This window comes from Lentzea sp. NPDC092896 (genome assembly GCF_044754905.1).
In the GTDB taxonomy this organism is placed as follows: Bacteria; Actinomycetota; Actinomycetes; order Mycobacteriales; family Pseudonocardiaceae; genus Lentzea.
In genome coordinates this window covers 42,557-60,931 of record NZ_JBIVPX010000004.1, presented here as the reverse complement: position 1 = coordinate 60,931, position 18,375 = coordinate 42,557, and the positions used below count along the sequence as shown (strand labels likewise).

15 protein-coding genes and 2 pseudogenes are annotated in these 18,375 nt (G+C 68.8%); 3 read left to right on the top strand and 14 right to left on the bottom strand.

What is annotated here, in order from left to right:
- Positions 1-27 precede the first annotated feature (27 nt).
- The 6 genes from mutM to ACIQF0_RS21120 all read right to left on the bottom strand — a co-directional run bounded on the left by mutM (position 28) and on the right by ACIQF0_RS21120 (position 3,546).
- Entirely contained in the window at positions 28-885 is an 858-nt protein-coding gene (gene mutM, locus ACIQF0_RS21145) for a bifunctional DNA-formamidopyrimidine glycosylase/DNA-(apurinic or apyrimidinic site) lyase (RefSeq protein ID WP_401031621.1), read from the bottom strand.
- A gap of 1 nt (position 886) precedes the next feature.
- Positions 887-1,087, bottom strand: a complete 201-nt coding sequence (locus ACIQF0_RS21140; protein WP_093593249.1) for a hypothetical protein — start codon at positions 1,085-1,087, stop codon at positions 887-889.
- Positions 1,088-1,095: 8 nt separating this feature from the next.
- A complete protein-coding gene (gene rnc / locus ACIQF0_RS21135; protein WP_401032796.1) occupies positions 1,096-1,899 on the bottom strand; it encodes a ribonuclease III in 804 nt (267 codons plus the stop codon).
- A 16-nt stretch (positions 1,900-1,915) separates the two neighbouring features.
- Positions 1,916-2,098 (bottom strand): 50S ribosomal protein L32, encoded by a 183-nt coding sequence (gene rpmF, locus ACIQF0_RS21130; protein ID WP_030467958.1) that lies wholly within the window; start codon positions 2,096-2,098, stop codon positions 1,916-1,918.
- Positions 2,099-2,100: 2 nt separating this feature from the next.
- A complete protein-coding gene (locus ACIQF0_RS21125) occupies positions 2,101-2,682 on the bottom strand; it encodes a DUF177 domain-containing protein (RefSeq protein WP_093593243.1) in 582 nt (193 codons plus the stop codon).
- A gap of 147 nt (positions 2,683-2,829) precedes the next feature.
- Positions 2,830-3,546: a DivIVA domain-containing protein gene (locus tag ACIQF0_RS21120; RefSeq protein ID WP_360048506.1), complete on the bottom strand. Its 717-nt coding sequence runs from the start codon at positions 3,544-3,546 to the stop codon at positions 2,830-2,832.
- Positions 3,547-3,666: 120 nt separating this feature from the next.
- Here ACIQF0_RS21120 and ACIQF0_RS21115 point away from each other — a divergent pair, with 120 nt between their 5' ends.
- Complete coding sequence (locus ACIQF0_RS21115; RefSeq protein ID WP_401032794.1) at positions 3,667-4,107, top strand: GNAT family N-acetyltransferase; 441 nt, start codon at positions 3,667-3,669, stop codon at positions 4,105-4,107.
- A gap of 98 nt (positions 4,108-4,205) precedes the next feature.
- Here the strand turns inward: ACIQF0_RS21115 and coaD are convergent, their stop codons facing one another.
- The 4 genes from coaD to ACIQF0_RS21095 all read right to left on the bottom strand — a co-directional run bounded on the left by coaD (position 4,206) and on the right by ACIQF0_RS21095 (position 9,904).
- Positions 4,206-4,688, bottom strand: a complete 483-nt coding sequence (gene coaD / locus ACIQF0_RS21110) for a pantetheine-phosphate adenylyltransferase (protein WP_319977615.1) — start codon at positions 4,686-4,688, stop codon at positions 4,206-4,208.
- Positions 4,689-4,741: 53 nt separating this feature from the next.
- A complete protein-coding gene (gene rsmD, locus ACIQF0_RS21105) occupies positions 4,742-5,296 on the bottom strand; it encodes a 16S rRNA (guanine(966)-N(2))-methyltransferase RsmD (protein ID WP_401031614.1) in 555 nt (184 codons plus the stop codon).
- A gap of 30 nt (positions 5,297-5,326) precedes the next feature.
- Entirely contained in the window at positions 5,327-6,400 is a 1,074-nt protein-coding gene (locus tag ACIQF0_RS21100) for an MBL fold metallo-hydrolase (protein ID WP_360048509.1), read from the bottom strand.
- A 126-nt stretch (positions 6,401-6,526) separates the two neighbouring features.
- The gene (locus tag ACIQF0_RS21095) at positions 6,527-9,904 is read right to left on the bottom strand and encodes a pyruvate carboxylase (protein ID WP_401031611.1); all 3,378 of its coding nucleotides are present in this window, start codon (positions 9,902-9,904) and stop codon (positions 6,527-6,529) included.
- 319 nt (positions 9,905-10,223) lie between these two features.
- Here ACIQF0_RS21095 and ACIQF0_RS21090 point away from each other — a divergent pair, with 319 nt between their 5' ends.
- Positions 10,224-11,504 carry a hypothetical protein gene (locus ACIQF0_RS21090; RefSeq protein ID WP_401031608.1) on the top strand — a complete coding sequence of 427 codons (1,281 nt, stop codon included), beginning with the start codon at positions 10,224-10,226 and terminating at the stop codon, positions 11,502-11,504.
- A 3-nt stretch (positions 11,505-11,507) separates the two neighbouring features.
- On the opposite strand, the gene ACIQF0_RS21085 is transcribed toward ACIQF0_RS21090, so the two are convergent.
- The 4 genes and pseudogenes from ACIQF0_RS21085 to ACIQF0_RS21070 form a co-directional block, all read right to left on the bottom strand.
- Complete coding sequence (locus ACIQF0_RS21085) at positions 11,508-12,638, bottom strand: exo-alpha-sialidase (RefSeq protein ID WP_401031605.1); 1,131 nt, start codon at positions 12,636-12,638, stop codon at positions 11,508-11,510.
- A 584-nt stretch (positions 12,639-13,222) separates the two neighbouring features.
- Positions 13,223-14,887, bottom strand: a pseudogene (locus tag ACIQF0_RS21080) (helicase-related protein); the annotation flags it as partial.
- A 1,020-nt stretch (positions 14,888-15,907) separates the two neighbouring features.
- Positions 15,908-16,405 (bottom strand): annotated as a pseudogene (locus tag ACIQF0_RS21075) (OB-fold nucleic acid binding domain-containing protein); the annotation flags it as partial.
- 14 nt (positions 16,406-16,419) lie between these two features.
- Positions 16,420-18,030: a DAK2 domain-containing protein gene (locus ACIQF0_RS21070; protein WP_401031602.1), complete on the bottom strand. Its 1,611-nt coding sequence runs from the start codon at positions 18,028-18,030 to the stop codon at positions 16,420-16,422.
- Positions 18,031-18,178: 148 nt separating this feature from the next.
- Here ACIQF0_RS21070 and rpmB point away from each other — a divergent pair, with 148 nt between their 5' ends.
- Positions 18,179-18,370, top strand: coding sequence for a 50S ribosomal protein L28 (gene rpmB, locus ACIQF0_RS21065; protein ID WP_030467945.1), 192 nt, complete (start codon positions 18,179-18,181; stop codon positions 18,368-18,370).
- Positions 18,371-18,375: the final 5 nt, after the last annotated feature.

Sequence of the window (18,375 nt, the reverse complement as noted above, 5' to 3'; positions counted from 1 at the left end):
ACGTCGCGGAGCAGGGGAAAGAAAGCCTCAAGCCCTGGGGCGAGGCTGGCACCGCGGGCACGAGTACGAGGAGCGGTTCATGAACGGCTCTCGGATCATCGCCGCACCGCACCGCTTGCAGGGCCGGTTCTCCTGCCCGTAAGCGTTCAGGGAGCGGTCGAAGTACCCGGACTGCCCGTTGATGTTGACGTACAGGGCGTCGAACGAGGTCCCGCCCTGGCCGAGCGCCTCACGCATCACGTCGGTGGCGTGGTCCAGCAGTTCGGCGGCCTTGACCTTGGCCAGCTTGTCCGTCATCCGGGTGCCGTGGAGCTTCGCGCGCCAGAGGGCCTCGTCGGCGTAGATGTTGCCGATACCGGACACGAGGGTCTGGTCCAGCAAAGCGCGCTTGACCTCCGTGTGACGCAGGCGCAACGCGCGCACGGCAGCATCAGGGGAGAACAAGGGGTCCATGGGGTCGCGAGCGATGTGCGCGACGGAGTCGGGGACCAGGGTGCCGTCGACCTCGACCAGCTCGGCCAGAGCGAGGCCGCCGAAGGTGCGTTGGTCAACGAAACGGAGCTCGGGTCCGCCGTCGTCGAACGTGAAACGGACGCGCAGATGCTTCTCGTCGGGGGCCGACGAGGGTTGAACGAGCATTTGGCCGCTCATGCCCAGGTGCGCGAGCATGGCGGCCTTGTCGGCCAGTTCGACCCAGAGGTACTTGCCGCGGCGCTTGGCTGCCACCATCGGTTGCGAGACCAAGCGCGCGCAGAAGTCCAAGGAACCCAGGTCATGCCGGCGAATGGCACGTGGGTGCAACACCTCTACCGAGGAGATGACCCGGCCGGCGACGTGGGCTTCGAGGCCGAGGCGTACTACCTCGACCTCTGGGAGTTCGGGCACGTCAGGCTTCGGACTTGCCCTCGTCGACGGGCTGCGCCTCGATCACGGCAGCCTGCGGCTTGGTGGGCTTGAGCACCCACACACCCGCGCGGCTCGTGTCCCTGACCAGCACAAGGCCCTGGATTCCTCCACTGCGGGAGGTGTTCACCGGCCCGCGGTTGGTGCGCGTACGGCGGTTCGTGCGGTTCCTGGTCGCATACATTTGCGGTCTCAGTCTTCCTCGGTTGGGGAGATCCCTGGCGTCACCGAGGCGCCATTCTGTCCGTTCTTGGCCACGGCCGACTCCTGCTCGGCCTTGACCCGTTCCGACAGAACATGATAAGCCGCTTCGGCGGCTTTCTGCTCGGCTTCCTTCTTGGTGCGCCCATCACCCTTGCCGTAGGGCTGGCCACCGACGAGCACCGTGGCGGTGAACTCCTTGCGGTGGTCCGGCCCCTGGTCGTCCACGCGATACTCCGGGACGCCGAGACTGGCTTGAGCGGTGAGCTCCTGCAGGCTTGTCTTCCAGTCCAGTCCAGCACCCAAAAGCGGAGCTTTGGCCAAGAGCGGATCGAACAGCCGGTGAACGAACGTTCGTGCGGTATCGATACCGAACTGCAGGTACACCGCACCGATGACGGCCTCGAGACCGTCAGCGAGAATGCTCGCCTTGTCCCTGCCGCCGGTCAGTTCTTCGCCACGACCGAGCAACAGGTGTGCACCGAGCCCGCCCTCACTCAGGTTGCGCGCGACGCCGGCCAGTGCGTGCATGTTGACCACGCTGGCACGGAGCTTCGCGAGCTGACCTTCTGGAAGGTCGGGATGAGTGCGGTAGAGGTGGTCGGTGACGACCAGCCCCAGTACCACGTCTCCCAGGAACTCGAGACGCTCGTTCGGCGGCAAGCCGCCGTTCTCGTACGCGTAAGACCTGTGGGTGAGCGACAGCACGAGCAGCTCGGCGTCCAGGTGGACGCCGAGCGCTTCGAGCAGGTCCGCGCGGTCCGCTTGCGGTGCGCGCGGCGGCTTTCCCCCCACTACGTCGCCGAGGAGATCAGGCCGGCTGAGCGACCTGGCGGCCAGCGTACTGACCACAGGCCGGGCAGGCGACGTGCTGCGGCTTCGGCTGGCGGCAAGCCTTGTTGGAGCACGCCACCAGGTGCACGGCAGACGTCTTCCACTGGGAACGGCGCGCACGGGTGTTCGAACGCGACATTTTCCGCTTCGGGACGGCCACGACTACTTCTCCTCCGAGTTGTCATCGCTGAACCGCTCTTGCAACGCGGCCCAACGAGGGTCAATCGTCTCATGCCCGTGGTCGGGCCCGAGCTCCGCCCACCTGCCACCACACTCGGAGCAAAGCCCCTTGCAGTCCGGCTCGCAGAGCGGTGCCTGCGGCAGCGCGAGAACGATGGCGTCCCGCACCACAGGCTCGAGGTCGATCAGATCGTTGACGATCCGGCTGACCTCGTCTTCATCAGTGGTCGCGTCGGTGGTGCTGTCCGGCCAGGCGTAGAGCTCGGTGATCCGGACTTCGACCTCATCGGTGAGCGGCTCGAGACACCTCGAGCACTCCCCTTCGACCTTCGCGAACGCTGTCCCCGACACGAGCAGGCCCTCCACGACCGATTCGATCAGGAGGTCGAGCTCCACTTCCCCGTCCTCGGGCACCGCGATCACCCCGAGCAGCCCCACACCTGCGCCGGGAACCGACCTCACGAAGGGTCGGCTGAGGCCGGCGCGACGGCCGATGTCCCTGGTGTCGATGACCCAGGGACCGGATGCTGTGGGACGCGTGGACGCGTGACGATGCTCAGTCATGATTTCGGGTTTTGCCGGCGGGGACCTACCACGTCCAGCCGTTCCAGGGTACGGGACGACGCCCCCGTGCGTGAAATCGGCAGGTGATCGCACCTGTCCGACGTAGCACGAATCACACGTTCAGGTGCGTTCCGAGCCGCTGGTTCGTCAGGAACCGTAGTCGAACGGCGCCGCGGCACCCGCGACAGCCGGCCCGCGCAGGTGCGAACGGCCCTTGCCGACCGACCTGAGCGTGTGCGCGAGGAGGTCCTCGAAGTCCGCGAGCTTGCCGTCCACGTACGCGTCGCACTCCGACCGCAGCCGGATCGACTCGCTCTGGGCGGCGTCGAGCAGTCGCGCCGACTCGGCGTGCGCCGCCCGGACGACCTCCTGCTCGTTGACGAGCCTCGCCTGCTCGGCGCGGCCGTCCTCGGTGGCGCGCTCGTAGTTCGCGCGGCCCGCCTGGATCATGCGCTCGGCCTCGGAGTGCGAGCGACCCACCAGGTCGTCGTACTCCTGGCGGCCGGCGGACACGGTCCGTTCGGCCTGGTCCTCCGCCTCGGCGATCATCCGCTCGGCGCGGGCGCGCGCGTCGGACAGCATCGCCTCCGCCTCGGCCTGTGCCTCGGCGAGCATGCGATCCGCGTCCGCGCGTGCCTTGGACACACCCGACTCGGCCTCGTGCTTGGCCTTGCCGACGACCTCGTCGCGGTGGTCCAGCACGTCCTGCGCGTCGTCGAGTTCGGCAGGGATCGCGTCACGCACGTCGTCGAGCAGTTCGAGCACGTCGCCGCGCGGCACCACGCAGCCCGAGGTCATCGGTACTCCGCGCGCTTCCTCGACGATCGTGACGAGCTCGTCGAGTGCCTCGAACACCCGGTACACGTCTCACTCCCTAACCCCTGTGACTCCCACCCACAAGTGTGCCCTGCCGATCTACCCGGGAGAGGGAGATCGGCAGGGCGTGTCAGGATTTGCCCCGATCCGGCAGGGGGAAACGTGAAGATCACAATCAGGCGGGCCACGGCCGCCGATGTCCACCCGATCGTGGCGATGCTGGCGGACGACCCGCTCGGCGCGCGGCGGGAGACGCCGGGCGATCCTGCCTATCTGAAGGCGTTCGAGGTGATCGACGCCGACCCGCACCAGTACCTGGCGGTGGCGGTGGACGGCGCCGAGGTCGTGGGCACGCTGCAGCTGACGTTCACGTCCGGCCTGTCGCGCCTGGGCATGACCCGCGCGACCGTCGAGGCCGTGCGGGTGCGTTCCGACCAACGCGGCAACGGCCTCGGCGAGCACCTGATGAGGTGGGCGATCGACGAGGCGCGCGCACGCGGTTGCGGTGTGGTTCAGCTGACGACGGACGCGTCACGTGTGGACGCGCACCGGTTCTACGAACGGCTCGGGTTCACCGCGTCGCACGTGGGGATGAAGCTCGCGCTCTAGTGCGGCGACCTCCAGCCTTCGCCTGCCGTTCCGCCGTTCATACGGTGCATCGCCCTGCTGGGCGCCGGAACAGACGGTGAAGGTTGGAGGTCGCCGCACTACCGAGTTTCGGCGAGGCGCTGCTGCAGCCGCTGCTCGATGGACGCGGGCAGTAGCGTCGAGACGTCGCCGCCGTACGTCGCGACCTCCTTGACCAGCGAGGACGCCAGGTAGGAGTACTGCGGGCTGGCCTGCATGAACAGCGTGTCGACGCCGGTGAGCTGGTGGTTCATCTGCGCCATCTGCAGCTCGTAGTCGTAGTCGCTGACCGCGCGCAGGCCCTTCACGATGGCCTTGATGTTGTTCTCGCGGCAGTAGTCGACCAACAGCCCGTGCCACGAGTCCACGCGCACGTTGTCCCATTGCGCCGTGACCTCGATGAGCATCTCCTGGCGCTCCTCGACGTCGAACAGCGTGCGCTTGTTCTTGTTGATGAGCACGGCGACGACAACCTCTTCGAAGAGGTGCGCGGCTCTCCCGATGATGTCCAGGTGACCGTTGGTTACCGGGTCGTAGGAGCCGGGGTACACGGCACGCGTCATGTGCCGGACGTTAGCACCCGATCGGACGCCTCCAGGCGTGTCCGTGGTTCTCGTCACCCATCAGAACGCACCTGTGCCCAGTACACGGCCGTGTCCCCGTAACGCTTGGCACGCAAGGCTTCCACTTCCTCGGGCCACACTGGTTCGCCACTTCGCGAAGCACGTTCCACGATCAAGATGGCGTCCCCGGCGAGCCTGGGCACGATCCCGCGAAGCACTTTGGCGAGCTCGTCGTCACCCACGGCGTACGGCGGGTCGGCGAACACGACGTCGAACTTCTCCCCTTCGGCCGTGACGTACGCCTCGGCCGTGCGATTCACGACGACCGTGTTCGCGAACCCGAGCTCTTTGGCGTTGCCCTTGAGGACGTCAGCGGCCCGCTTGTCCGACTCCACGAACGTCGCGTGCTCCGCGCCCCGGCTCAGCGCCTCGAACCCGAGCGCGCCCGATCCGGCGTAGAGGTCGAGCACCTTCGCGCCGTCGAGGTCGAACAGCGCCTCGAGGGAGCTGAACAACGCCTCCCGCACCCGCTCGGACGTGGGCCGCGTGCCCTTGGGCGGAACCTTGAGCCTGCGGCCTCCCGCGGTCCCGGCAACGATTCGTGTCACCGGCCCATCGTCCCAGGTGCGCTCCGCGCGTCAGGCGAGCGCCTGCCACCAGCCGTCGACCTCGGCCGGCTTGTCGACGTCCACCCGTTCGCCGGGCCTCGGCACCGCGAGTTTCAGCCCGCCCGCCTTGACCTCCCGCCACACGCGGTCGATCGGCTCGCCCCACGGGTGCAGCGCGAGGTTGAACGTCGCCCAGTGCACCGGGATCAGCAGCTCGCCGCCGAGGTCCTTGAACGCCTGAACGCCTTCCTCCGGCGTCATGTGGATGTCCGCCCACGCGTCGTTGTACGCGCCGACCTGCATCAGCACCACGTCGAACGGCCCGTGCTCGGCACCGATGGCCGCGTAGCCCGGGAAGTAGCCGGTGTCACCGCTGTAGAACACGGCACGCTCACCGCGCTTGATCACCCACGACGCCCACAACGTCACGTTGCGCTGCACCGAACGGCCGGAGAAGTGTTGTGCCGCAGTGCAGGTGAGCGTGAACCCGTCGACGGTGTGCGACTCGTCCCAGTCCAGTTCCACGACGCGGTCGGCGGGCACGTCCCACCGCGCGAGGTGTGCGCCGAGCCCGAGCGGCACCACGAACACCGCGGACGTCCCGGCGGTCAGCGCCTGCACGGTCTCCATGTCGAGGTGGTCGTAGTGGTCGTGCGAGATCACGACGGCACTGATGTCGGGCAAATCCGACAACTCGTGCGGAACCGGGTGCAGTCGCTTGGGACCGACGTGCGCGGACGGCGAGACGCGGTCGCTCCACACAGGATCGAGGAGCACGGCGGCGCCGTCGATCTCGATCAGCGCGGACGCGTGGCCGTACCAGGTGACGTGCAGTCCGTCGGTGACCGGCGTGGCGGGTCCCACCAGCGGCACCGCCACCGCGGGCTTGCGGTCCTGTCCACCGCGCACGAAGTCGCTGATCGAGAACGAGTCTCTGTCCGGAACGGTGCGGACTTCCTTGTCGTTGTGGAACTTCCCGTCGCGGAAACGCGGCGAGCGGGACATGTGGACCGGATCCGGCTTCCCGCCAAGCTGCCGGGGCACGTCCTTGAGCGCCCAAGCCACCCCAGCCAGGCCGAGCAGTCCGGCCAACGCCTTCTTCATGTGCGAAACCCTCTTCCCCTGACTCCCGTGTCCGGTGCAACGCAGGGAATCGTCGTGGAGTTCCGCGCACTCCGCACAGCGAAAGGGCCCGGTCTCGACGAGACCGGGCCCTTCACACGGGACGAGCTACTCCAGAACGATCAGGAGGTCGCCGCCCTCGACCTGCTGGGCACCGCGCAACGCCAGGCGCTGCACGACGCCCGCCTTCGGGGCGGTGATCGCGGCCTCCATCTTCATGGCCTCGATCGTCGCGACGGTCTGCCCGGCGTCGACGCGGTCGCCCTCCGCCACCACGGCCGTCACCACGCCGGCGAACGGGGCCGCCACGTGGTTCTGGTTCGCGCGGTCGGCCTTCTCCGCGGCCGGGATGTCGGCTGCCACCGAGCGGTCGCGGATCTGGATCGGGCGCAGCTGGCCGTTCAGGGTCGCCATGACCGTGCGGATGCCCCGCGCGTCGGCCTCGGAGATCGCCTCCAGGCCGATCAGCAGCCGGACGCCCGGCTCCAGGTCGACGGAGTACTCCTCGCCGGGACGCAGGCCGTAGAAGAAGTCCTTGGAGCGCAACACCGACGTGTCGCCGTAGGCGTCGCGGTGCGTGCGGAACTCCTTGGTGGGCGCCGGGAACAGCAGCCTGTTCAACGTCGCCCGCCGGTCATCGACGAGCCCGGCCTCGTCCTCGTCGGACAGCTCCTCGACCGGCTTCGGGGCGGGGCGGCCTTCGAGGGCCTTGCTGCGGAACGGCTCCGGCCAGCCGCCGGGCGGGTCGCCCAGCTCACCGTGCAGGAAACCGATCACCGACGCCGGGATGTCGAACTTGCCGGGGTCCGCCTCGAAGTCCTTCGGTGCGACGCCCGCGCCCACGAGGTGCAGCGCGAGGTCACCGACGACCTTGGACGACGGCGTCACCTTCACGAGGTGGCCGAGCATGCGGTCGGCGGCCGCGTACATCGACTCGATCTCCTCGAACTTCTCGCCGAGACCGAGCGCGACGGCCTGGGTGCGCAGGTTCGAGAGCTGACCACCGGGGATCTCGTGGTGGTAGACGCGGCCGGTCGGGCCGGGGATGCCGGACTCGAACGGCGCGTAGATCTTGCGCACCGACTCCCAGTACGGCTCCAGGTCGCAGACGTTCTGGAGGTTCAGCCCCGTCGAGTGCTCGGTGTGGTCGGTCAGCGCCACGATCGACGACAGCGGCGGCTGCGAGGTCGTGCCCGCCATCGACGCGGTCGCGCCGTCGATCGCGTCCACGCCGGCCTGGATCGCGGCCAGGTAGGTCGCGAGCTGGCCACCGGCCGTGTCGTGCGTGTGGAGGTGGACCGGGACGTCGAACTCCTTGCGCAGCGCGGTGATCAGGCGGGACGCGGCGGGTGCCCGCAGCAGGCCGGCCATGTCCTTGACGCACAGCACGTGCGCGCCCGCGCCGACGATCTGCTCGGCGAGCTTGAGGTAGTAGTCCAGTGTGTACAGACGTTCGTCCGGATTGGACAGATCGCTCGTGTAGCAGAGCGCGACCTCGGCGATCGCCGTCCCGGTCTCGCGCACGGCCTCGATCGCCGGGCGCATCTGCTCGACGTCGTTCAGCGCGTCGAAGATCCGGAAGATGTCGATGCCGGTGTTCGTCGCCTCCTGCACGAACGCCTTGGTGACCGCCTCGGGGTACGGCGTGTAGCCGACCGTGTTGCGGCCGCGCAGCAGCATCTGCAGGTTGATGTTCGGCACCGCTTCGCGCAACGCCGCTAGGCGCTCCCACGGGTCCTCCGCGAGGAATCGCAGCGCCACGTCGTAGGTCGCGCCGCCCCAGCACTCCAGGGACAGCAGCTCCGGCGTCATGCGCGCCACGTGCGGTGCGACGGCGAGCAGGTCCTTGGTGCGCACTCGCGTGGCGAGCAGCGACTGGTGCGCGTCGCGGAACGTCGTGTCCGTGACGCCGACGGCCTTGCTCTCCCGCATCCACCGCGCGAAGCCCTCGGGGCCGAGCTCGACCAGCTTCTGCTTGGAACCGGCGGGCGGCTCGGCGTTGAGGTCGATGACCGGCAGCTTCTCGCGCGGGTCGACCGCGGTGGGACGCGTGCCGTTCGGGTGGTTGACCGTGACGTCCGCGAGGTAGGTCAGCAGACGCGTGCCGCGGTCGGCCGAGTGACGCGCCGTCAGCAGGTGCGGGCGCTTCTCGATGAACGACGTGGTGACGCGGCCCTCGTAGAAGTCCGGGTCGTCCAGAACGGCCTGGATGAACGGGATGTTCGTGGACACACCGCGAATGCGGAACTCCGCGATCGCACGGCGCGCACGGGCGACGGCGAGTTCGAAGGTGCGACCGCGGCACGTGAGCTTCACGAGCATCGAGTCGAAGTGCGGGCTGATGGCCATGCCCGCGCCCGCCGTTCCGCCGTCGAGGCGGATGCCGGACCCACCCGGCGAGCGGTACGCGCTGATCGTGCCGGTGTCCGGGCGGAAACCGTTGGCGGGGTCCTCCGTGGTGATGCGGCACTGCAGCGCCGCGCCGCGCAGCTGGACGGTCTCCTGGGACAGGCCCAGGTCCTCCAGCGTCTCGCCGGACGCGATGCGCATCTGCGACTGCACCAGGTCGACGTCGGTCACCTCTTCGGTGACCGTGTGCTCCACCTGGATGCGCGGGTTCATCTCGATGAAGACGTAGTGGCCCTGCGGGTCGAGCAGGAACTCGACGGTGCCGGCGTTGCGGTAACCGATGTGCTTCGCGAACTTCACCGCGTCGGCGCAGATGCGGTCGCGCAGCTCGGGAGCGAGGTTCGGCGCGGGCGCGATCTCGATGACCTTCTGGTGGCGCCGCTGCACGGAGCAGTCGCGCTCGAAGAGGTGGATCACGTTGCCCTGGCCGTCGGCGAGGATCTGCACCTCGATGTGGCGTGGCTCGACCACGGCCTGTTCGAGGAACACGGTCGGGTCGCCGAACGCGGACTCGGCCTCGCGTGACGCGGCTTCGAGGGACTCGCGCAGCGCGGACGGCTCGTCGACCTTGCGCATGCCGCGGCCACCACCACCGGCGACGGCCTTCACGAAGACGGGGAAGCGCATCGTCTTCGACGCTTCGAGCAGCTCGTCGATGTCGGACGACGGCGGGCTCGACTCCAGCACCGGCAGCCCGGCCTCGCGGGCGGCGGCGATGGCGCGCGCCTTGTTGCCCGTCAGCTCCAGCACCTCGGCCACGGGGCCGACGAAGGTGAGACCTGCCTCACGGCACGCCATCGCGAGTTCCGGGTTCTCCGACAGGAAGCCGTAACCGGGGTAGATCGCGTCGGCGCCGGCCTTGCGGGCGGCCTTGATGATCTCCTCGACGGAAAGGTAGGCACGGACGGGATGTCCGGCCTCACCGATCTCGTAGGACTCGTCCGCCTTCAACCGGTGCAGTGAGTTCCGGTCCTCGTGTGGGAAGACGGCGACCGTTCCCGCGCCCAGTTCGTAGGCGGCTCGGAACGCGCGAATCGCGATCTCGCCGCGGTTGGCGACAAGAACCTTGCGGAACATCCGTGCCCTCCCGGTGTTACTCGGCAGTCATCAGTCGTGGCACGTTACCGTGCGACTCTTGCCTGTTGGGAGGACTGTCCCACGTGATGGGTGTCATCCTGATCGGTCTTGCTCACACCAATTCTCGCGTGATGAGAGCAAAGTGGATACCCACCACCCGGTCAGACTGCGGCCGGTAGTGGGTTTAACCAGATCGAGTGACGATCTTCGCGACTATCTCGGTAGGGTGAGCCATATGGCCGGGGCTGATGGAGCCGGGCAGCCTACTGCCCGCACACCGCATTTCGACGTTGTCCTTCGTGGTTACAACCAGCGACAGGTGAACGAACGAGTCACCCGCTTGGAGTTCGACCTCAAGAACTCGAACCGCTCCCGTGACGCAGCCGCCGCGCAGGTGGGGGAGCTCACCAAGCTCCTCAACTCGATGCGCGCCGATCTCGACAAGACCAAGATCCAGCTCCAGAACCTCGCCAGCAGTCCCGTGAGCGCGTCGAACGTCACCGAGCGTGTGCGCGTGATGATGAGCCTGGCCGAGGAAGAGATCGCGGACATCCGCAAGGACGCCCTCGACAAGGCCGCCGCGACGCGCGGGGAGGCCGAGCGGTGGGCCGCGGACCAGCGCGACGCCCACCAGCGCCTGCTCGCCGAGACCGAGGCGCGCCGCAAGCAGTTGGAAATGAACTACCAGCAGCGCCACGCCGAGCTGGACCAGCAGACCGCCGGCCGCAGGTCCGAGCTGGAGGCCGAGCACTCGGCGCTGCAGGCGAAGCTCGCCGCCGAGCACGAGGCGCTGGTCGCGGAGGTGCGCACGAACGGTGAGCGCGTCGCCGCCGAGTTCGAGAAGAAGTCGGCCGACCTGGACGCCCACCGCGTCGAACTGGACGCGAAGTACAAGGCGTACCACGACGAACTGGACAAGGAGTACGACGGACTCAAGGCGACGCTGACCGCCGAGCACCAGAAGGTGCTGGCGGACGCGCGGTCCGAGGCCGAGCGGATCTCCGCCGAGGCCGAGGTCAAGCGCGTCGAGACGCTGCAGAGGCTCGACGACGAGCTCAAGGCCAGGCAGGCGGAGGCCGAGAAGGCTCTCGCCGACATCGAGGCCGAGTCGCTGGCGAAGGCCGAGAAGATCGGTTCTGACGCGTCCGCTCAGGCGATCGCGCTGGTCAGCGCGGCCGAGGAGAAGGCGGCGACGACCCTGCGCGTCTCCGAGGACAAGGCCACGGCCACCGTCGCGGAGGCCTCGCAGAAGGCCGAGGCGACGGTACGCGAGGCCGACGAGAAGGCCGTCGCGCTCGTCCGCGACGCTGAAGCCAAGACGTCGGCGCTGGTGCGCCAGGCCGAGGAGAGGTCCGCCGCGGCCGTCGCCGAGGCCGACCAGCGCGCGGCCGCGGCGTCCGAGAAGGAGTCGTCGCTGCGTTCGGCGCACGACAACCTCGCCACGCAGTTCCACGCCGCGCAGGCAGCGGTGGAAGCGGCGATGTCGGTGCTCAAGCCTCTGGAGGACGGCTCGGCGGACGCGGACGAGGCAGCGGCCTCGCCGGCCTCGCCGGTCGAGCAGAAGACCGAGCAGCTGCCGAAGCCGCGGCAGCAGGGCTGAGTTCTATCCGGGGAACGGCGGCAGGCTGCTCGTGGCCCAGCTCGTGTGGCAGCTGCCGTTCGCCGCGAAGTCGCTCGCGAACCCGATGAACTCCCTGCCGTCGAGCGACGGCACGCCGGTCGGGTGGTAGTTCGGGCAGTAGTTGTCGCGTGCGCCCGGCACCGGAACCGGCGCGGGGATCTCGTACCAGCCGTCCCTGCCGCCGTTCTCGGAGACGAAGATCGTCCTGCCGTTGCCGGGATCGACCTTGCCGTTGGCCGACATCAGCATCTGTCCCATGAGCAGCACACGTCCCGTGGCGGTGCCGTTGGGCGCGAGCACGATCGACGGCGTGTGCGCGAAGTACTTGCCGTCCTTGGTCGTCGGCCGCTTGCCGAACCACTTGGGGTCGCCCCAGTTCACGCCGTCCGGTGACGTGCGGTGGTACGCCTCGCAGAAGTACTGGTCGGGCTGCGAGCAGATCTCGTACATCATGTAGTACTCGCCCGTCGGCAACCGCTTGACCTGCTGCATCCCCGGCCGCAGCCAGCCGGGCTGCACCGCGACGACCTTCTGCTTGGCCGACCAGATGACGCCGTCGTTGGACACGGTCCGCCCGATGTACTGGCTGTGCCCCTTCTCGGACTCGTCGGAGAAGTAGCAGTTGAGCCTGCCCTCGGCGTCGACCGACAGGTCCGGCTCCCACAGCCCGCCCCCTGGCCGGGCCCGCGCGCACTCCGACAGGTACCGCCACGACTCGCCCGCGTCGTCGCTGCGCCAGATCCGCGCCTTGAGCGTCTCCGCCTTGAAACCGGCCGAGCCGGCCCACAACACCGTGCCCGCGGGCATGTCGCCGACCCTTTGCGGCAACTCGTAGAGGTGCCCGCAGCACGTGGCGGTGGACCCGGCCGAGTCGGTGAACTCGGCGATCTTCTTGAACCTCTTGCCGGCGCGCCCTGCTTTGAGCACGTCCACGACGTGGTCGCCGTGCAGCGCCACCAGGATCGAGCCGCGCTGAGTGCCGTGTTCGAGGCGGATCGCGTGCGGGTAGCGGGACTCCTCGCCGGTCAGCACCACCGGGCTCGCCAGGGCCGGGCTCGGGCTGGAGAGGACGGTGAGGGCGGCGGCCAGCGCGGTGATGATCATGCGACGCACGCTGGGAACGTACCGAGGTCGCGGGGCGGTTCCGACGCCTGGCACGCGCACACCTTCAGGTGATGTGGGGTGAGAAGGGGGACGCGGCCTAGGCAGGTGGGGGTGGCGGGTCGTGCGGGCGGCGGGCTAGTCGCTGGCGGCTGGCAGGCAGAGTGGCGGGTTGGCGGCTGGCAAGCAGAGCGGCGGACCACCAGGTGGCAGGCCACGCGGGCGGCGAGCTGGGCCGGGGTCGCGAGCCAAGCCGGGGTGGCAGGACGCACGAGATCGCGGACCAAGCAGGGCGGCAGCCAGGTGAGCAGGGCTCGCACCAACGCCGCACCCTTCCCGCACGCGGCACGAACCCCAGGGCGCACACCCCTGCGACACGCCCCCTTGTGCCTAGTCCGTGGACACGCCGCTCAAACCCCGGCGCACAACCCTCGCGCCTCGCCCGCACAACTCGGCTCCGCCGCACCAACCCCGCCACACGCGGCACCAACTCCGCCGCACGAACGCCGCCCCAGGCCAGGGCGAGGCGCGCGACACGGACCCGCCTCTCGCCCTGCCCACACGCGGCGCCAGCCGCGCCGCGCGGGCCCCGCCGGCTAGGTCTTCTCCAGGAAGTCCGCGCGCTCCTCCGTCAGCAGCGTCGCCACCATCCCCGCCAGCCCGGGATGCTCGGCCAGGTCCGGGTCGGCGTCCACGACCTGCTGCGCTGCTGTGCGGGCGTCCGCGATGATGTCCTCGTCGCGCAGCAGGGACAGCATCTTCAGGCCCGAGCGGCGGCCTGACTGGGCGGCGCCCAGGATGTCGCCCTCGCGGCGCAGTTCGAGGTCCAGCTGGGCCAGTTCGAAGCCGTCCAGAGTGGACTCGACGGCGCGGAGGCGTTCCATCGTGGCCGTCATCTCCGGCATCTCGGTCACCAGCAGGCACAGGCCTGGGGCGCTGCCTCGGCCCACTCGGCCGCGGAGCTGGTGGAGCTGCGACACGCCGAAGCGGTCCGCGTCCATGATGGCCATGACGGTGGCGTTCGGGACGTTGACGCCGACTTCGATGACGGTGGTGGCCACCAGGACGTGGACCTCGTTGGCCGCGAAGGCGCGCATCACCGCGTCCTTCTCGTCCGGGGGCATGCGGCCGTGCAGGATCTCGATTCGCAGGCCTCGCAACGGGCCCTGCGCGAGCATGGTGGCCACGTCGATCACGGAGAGGGCGGGGCGCTTGTCCTCGTCGTCGGACTTCGCCGGTTCCTCGTCGCCGATGCGCGGGCAGACGAAGTACGCCTGGTGGCCCTTCGCCACCTCCTCGCGCACTCGGGCGAACGCGCGGTCGAGCCAGGCCGGCTTTTCGCGGGCCGGGACCACCGAGGTCTTGATCGGCGAGCGGCCGCCGGGGAGTTCGCGCAGCGCCGAGACTTCCAGGTCGCCGTAGACGGTCATGGCCACCGTGCGCGGGATCGGGGTCGCGGTCATCACGAGCACGTGCGGGTTCTCGCGCTCGCCGCGGGCCGAGAGGGCTGCTCGTTGTTCCACGCCGAAGCGGTGTTGCTCGTCGACCACGACGAGGCCCAGGGAGTGGAACTCCACCTTCTCCTGGATGATCGCGTGCGTGCCGACGACGATGCCCGCCTCGCCGGTCACGATGTCGAGCAACGCCTGACGGCGCTGGGCCGTGTTCATCGAACCGGTCAGCAGCGTGACGCGCGTCGCGTCCTCCGCGCCGCCGAGCTGGCCCGCCTGGGCGAGGTCGCCGAGCATCTCGGTCAACGAGCGGGCGTGTTGTGCCGCAAGGACTTCCGTGGGAGCGAGCATCGCGGACTGACGGCCCGCGTCGACGGCCTGGAGCATCGCCCGCAACGCGACCATGGTGTTGTGAGTGACCACGAAGTGGTCAGTTACGTAGAGCTGGTCAGGGTGTGCCACGGAGATGCACTGCACCGGCTTGCGGCCGACGAACTCGACCGCGCGAATCGCCCGCACGGGCTTCACGTATTTGGTGCGCTCCTTGAGGAGTTCGGCCTTCCGAGTGAGCCGGAACGGCGGGAACTCGTTCGGCAAGCGAAGGCTGACCTGGTGGTACGTGTTTCCCATCTTCTCGACGGTGCGGACTCTGCCCGTGCCGCCCAGTGACTCCGCCAGCCAGGACACCTGATCAGCAAGTCGTGGCGACGCAGACAAGAACGTCACGTTCGAACCACGGTCGCCGTCCAGCGTGCCGTCGGTGTCGAGCAGGCCCTGCAACAGCGCGTGCCGAACCTTCACCGGGGCGATCAAGTAGTTCTCCGGCAGAAACTTCTCCCTGGCGCGGTGGCCGTAGACCCCGAGAGTCCTCAATGCGTTGAGGACCGGGTTCGTGCCCTTGCGACATCCGTTCACGAACCAGTCGTACTTCTTCGCCCAGTCAGGCTTGACGAGGTGCGCACCTTTCGGCAGGACCGCAATCAGTTCGACGAGCAGCTCCGGATCAGCACTGGTGAACATGACTCTGCCGTTGAGCAAGGAGCCGTCCCCGATCAACATGCCCAGCGCGTACGGGTCCAGCGGCCGTTCGGTCAGACAGTCCAACTCAGGTGCTTCCACGACGGGCAGGTGCCACTTCGACGACCCGTTCGCCGTGGTCAGATCGTCGCGGATCTCACGCAAGCTCAGGACTTTCAGCGGGTTCCCGCGGTCGCGGCGCACCGTCGTGTTGACGGCCCACAGGTGCTCAAGATCAGACTCCACGCTGCGCCCGTCGGAGAGCACCACGCGGTAGACATCTCGCTCGCCCTGGGGAAAGACGCCGGTGACGACGGTGATCTCGCCACTGGGCGCGATCACCTCGTCCCCAAGGCGGACCTCGCCCATCTTGATGAAACCGGTCGGCGTGAGAACCAGCGAATCGAGCGGTTGGGCCTTGCCAGAACCCACCTCACCTTGCAACAACCGGTTCATCGGCACGGTCGACCCGAGATCAGCGGAGACCTGCTCGCCCACCTCCACCTGGCCCGCCGTCAGCGTGAACGGCAGCCGCGCGTCGAACGCGTCCAGGATGCCGCCGGACCTGCGCGCGCAGGCGGGTGCCGGACGGGCCGTGGAAGCCTTGCGGCGCTGCGCCAGGGCCAGCTGCACGGCCAGCGCCTCGTCCCACTTCAACCGCAGCTGCGCCACCGAGATCTGCGCCCAGCTGTCCGGCCGGTGGATCGACCGCAGCGCGTCCTCCAGGCCGATCAGGCCCTGCTCGAGACGGAAGTCCTCGGGCAGCGGGTCCTCCGGCACGCCGTCCCAGATCTCCAGGAGCTGCTTCACGCAGTTCGCGATGTTCCACGTGTTGATGTGCTGCGACGCCGGGTAGACGGGCAGGAAGGCCTGCAGGAACGACGAACCGTCCTGCTCCGCGGTGAGGACCTCGAACGCCGGGTGCACCAGCTGCAGGTTCTGCCGGTAGCGGCCGACCTTGCCGGCGAACAGCGCGCGCGTGCCCGGCAGGAGTTCCTGCTCGGCGACGAACGCGGGCTTGCCGAAGAACACCAGGTGCAGCTCCGAGGTGCCGTCGGTGATGACGGCCTCGGTCATCTGGCCGCGGCGCGCCTTCATCTGGCGCTTCTGGCACTTGCGGACCTCGGCCTGCACCGTGACGTGCTCGTCGATTTCCAGCGACCTGATGTCGGTCAGCTTCCCGCGCTCGTCGTAGCGGCGCGGGTAGTGGCGCAGCAGGTCGCCGACCGTCGTGAGGCCGAGGCCGGTCTCCAGTGCGTCGGCGGTCTTCTTGCCGAGCAACGGCTGCAGCTTGTCGTCGAAGGAGATCATCGCGCCCTATTGAACTACTCGACACCGACAAAAATCACCGCGTCCGGCTGTCCGCCCGGATACGCGGTCACCTCGACCTCCGGATGGGTGACCCGCACGTGGTCCTCCAGCACTTCGGTCAGGCCTTCGGGCGCGTCGGCGCCCAGGATCACCGTCACCAGTTCGCCGCCGCCCGCCAGCATGCGGTCGACCAGGCGGCAGGACAGGTCCATCAACGACTCCGGCGCCGCGGGACCAGGCTCGATCAGCACGACCTCGCCGTCCAGCATGCCCAGCAGATCACCCGGCTGACAGCGGCCCACCCACGTGAGCGCCTCGTCCGCAGCGATCGAGAGCTCACCACGGCGCGTGGCCGCGGCGGCCTCGGCCATGGCGACAACGTCGTCACCTGCGCGCCGAGAGGAATCGTGCACCGCCAACGCCGCGAGGGCCTGCACGGGCGAGAACGTCGGCACCACCACTACGTCCTGCCCTGCGGCCTGGGCGTACGCCACGGCCTCGTCCAGAGCCGTACGGATGTCCGGATCACCCGGCAGTACCGCGACGTGACGCGCGCGCGTCGACACGATGGCCGACAACAGGTCCGTGGGTGTCGCAGTAGTAGAAGCGAGGTCGAACACCGCGGCGCCTTCCGCGCGGAACAGGTCCACGGCGCCGCTCACCACCACCACGATCGCCCGGTCGCGCACGAACCGAGAAGCCTGTGCGGCGATCTGGTCGGCGAACCGCGCCACCGTGATGCGGTGCGGACGCCCGGCGCGCACACCCGACTCGACCGCCGCGCCGATGTCGTTGCAGTGCACGTGGACGGTCCACAACGAGGCCCCGTCCCCCACGACCGACACGCAGTCGCCCAGCCCGTTCAACGTGGCGCGCAGCTCGGCCACCGCCTCGTCCGAGGTGTCGTCGAGCAGGTACATCACCTCGTACTCGAACTCCGACGACCCGCTCTCCCGCTCGGTCGTCAGCGACTCCGGCGTGCGCGGCAGCAACGGCGCGTCTATTGGTGTTTCCACACTCTGGCCGGTGATCACCGCGGCCAATGTGTCCAACAACACAACGAGCCCTCGTCCGCCCGCGTCGACCACTCCGGCCTTGGCCAGCACGGCCAGCTGACGGGGCGTATCGGCCAGTGCGACGGCACCCGCGCGCGACGCCGCCATCACCACGTCGTCCAGTTCGTCCGACTCGCAGTCACGAGCAGCCTCGGACGCTGCGTGCAGCACGGACAGAACAGTGCCGGGTACGGGCTTGGACACAGCGGCCGTGGCCAGCTCATCGGCCCGGTGCAGGCCCTTGCGCAACGCCGTGCCGGTGACCAGCGACACCTCCTGCACGGTCTCCGCCAGGCCCCTGAGCACCTGGGACAGGATCACGCCCGAGTTCCCGCGCGCCCCGGCCAGCGCGCCGCGGGCCAGCGCCGAGAGCGCGTCCCCCACCGTCGACATGGGCGAACGCAGCAGCGCGTCGAGCGCCGACTGCATCGTGTGCAGCAGGTTCGTACCTGTGTCACCATCCGGCACGGGAAAGACGTTGATCTGGTCGATCGACTCCCGATTGGCGTCCAACGACCGCACGCAGGCGTCTGCCCATCTGCGCACCGCGACCGCATCCATGACCTGCATGGCGGCGAGAGTATCCACCCGGTTTGGTCGCGGGTGAGGCCACCGGCTACCCTCATTGAGTTGCCGTGCCCGGTTGAGGCTTGTGCACGCTTGCGCGCCCACCGGGACGCATGACTTACCGCTTGAGGAACCTGAAGGAGTGGCTGACGTGGCTGCCGTGTGCGACGTCTGTGGCAAGGGGCCGGGCTTCGGCCATTCGGTTTCGCACTCCCAGCGGAAGACGAACCGCCGCTGGAACCCGAACATCCAGTCTGTGCGCGCGAAGGTCTCGGCCTCGCAGCGCCAGCGGATCAACGTGTGCACGTCCTGCCTGAAGGCCGGCAAGGTCGTGCGCGGCTGATCACC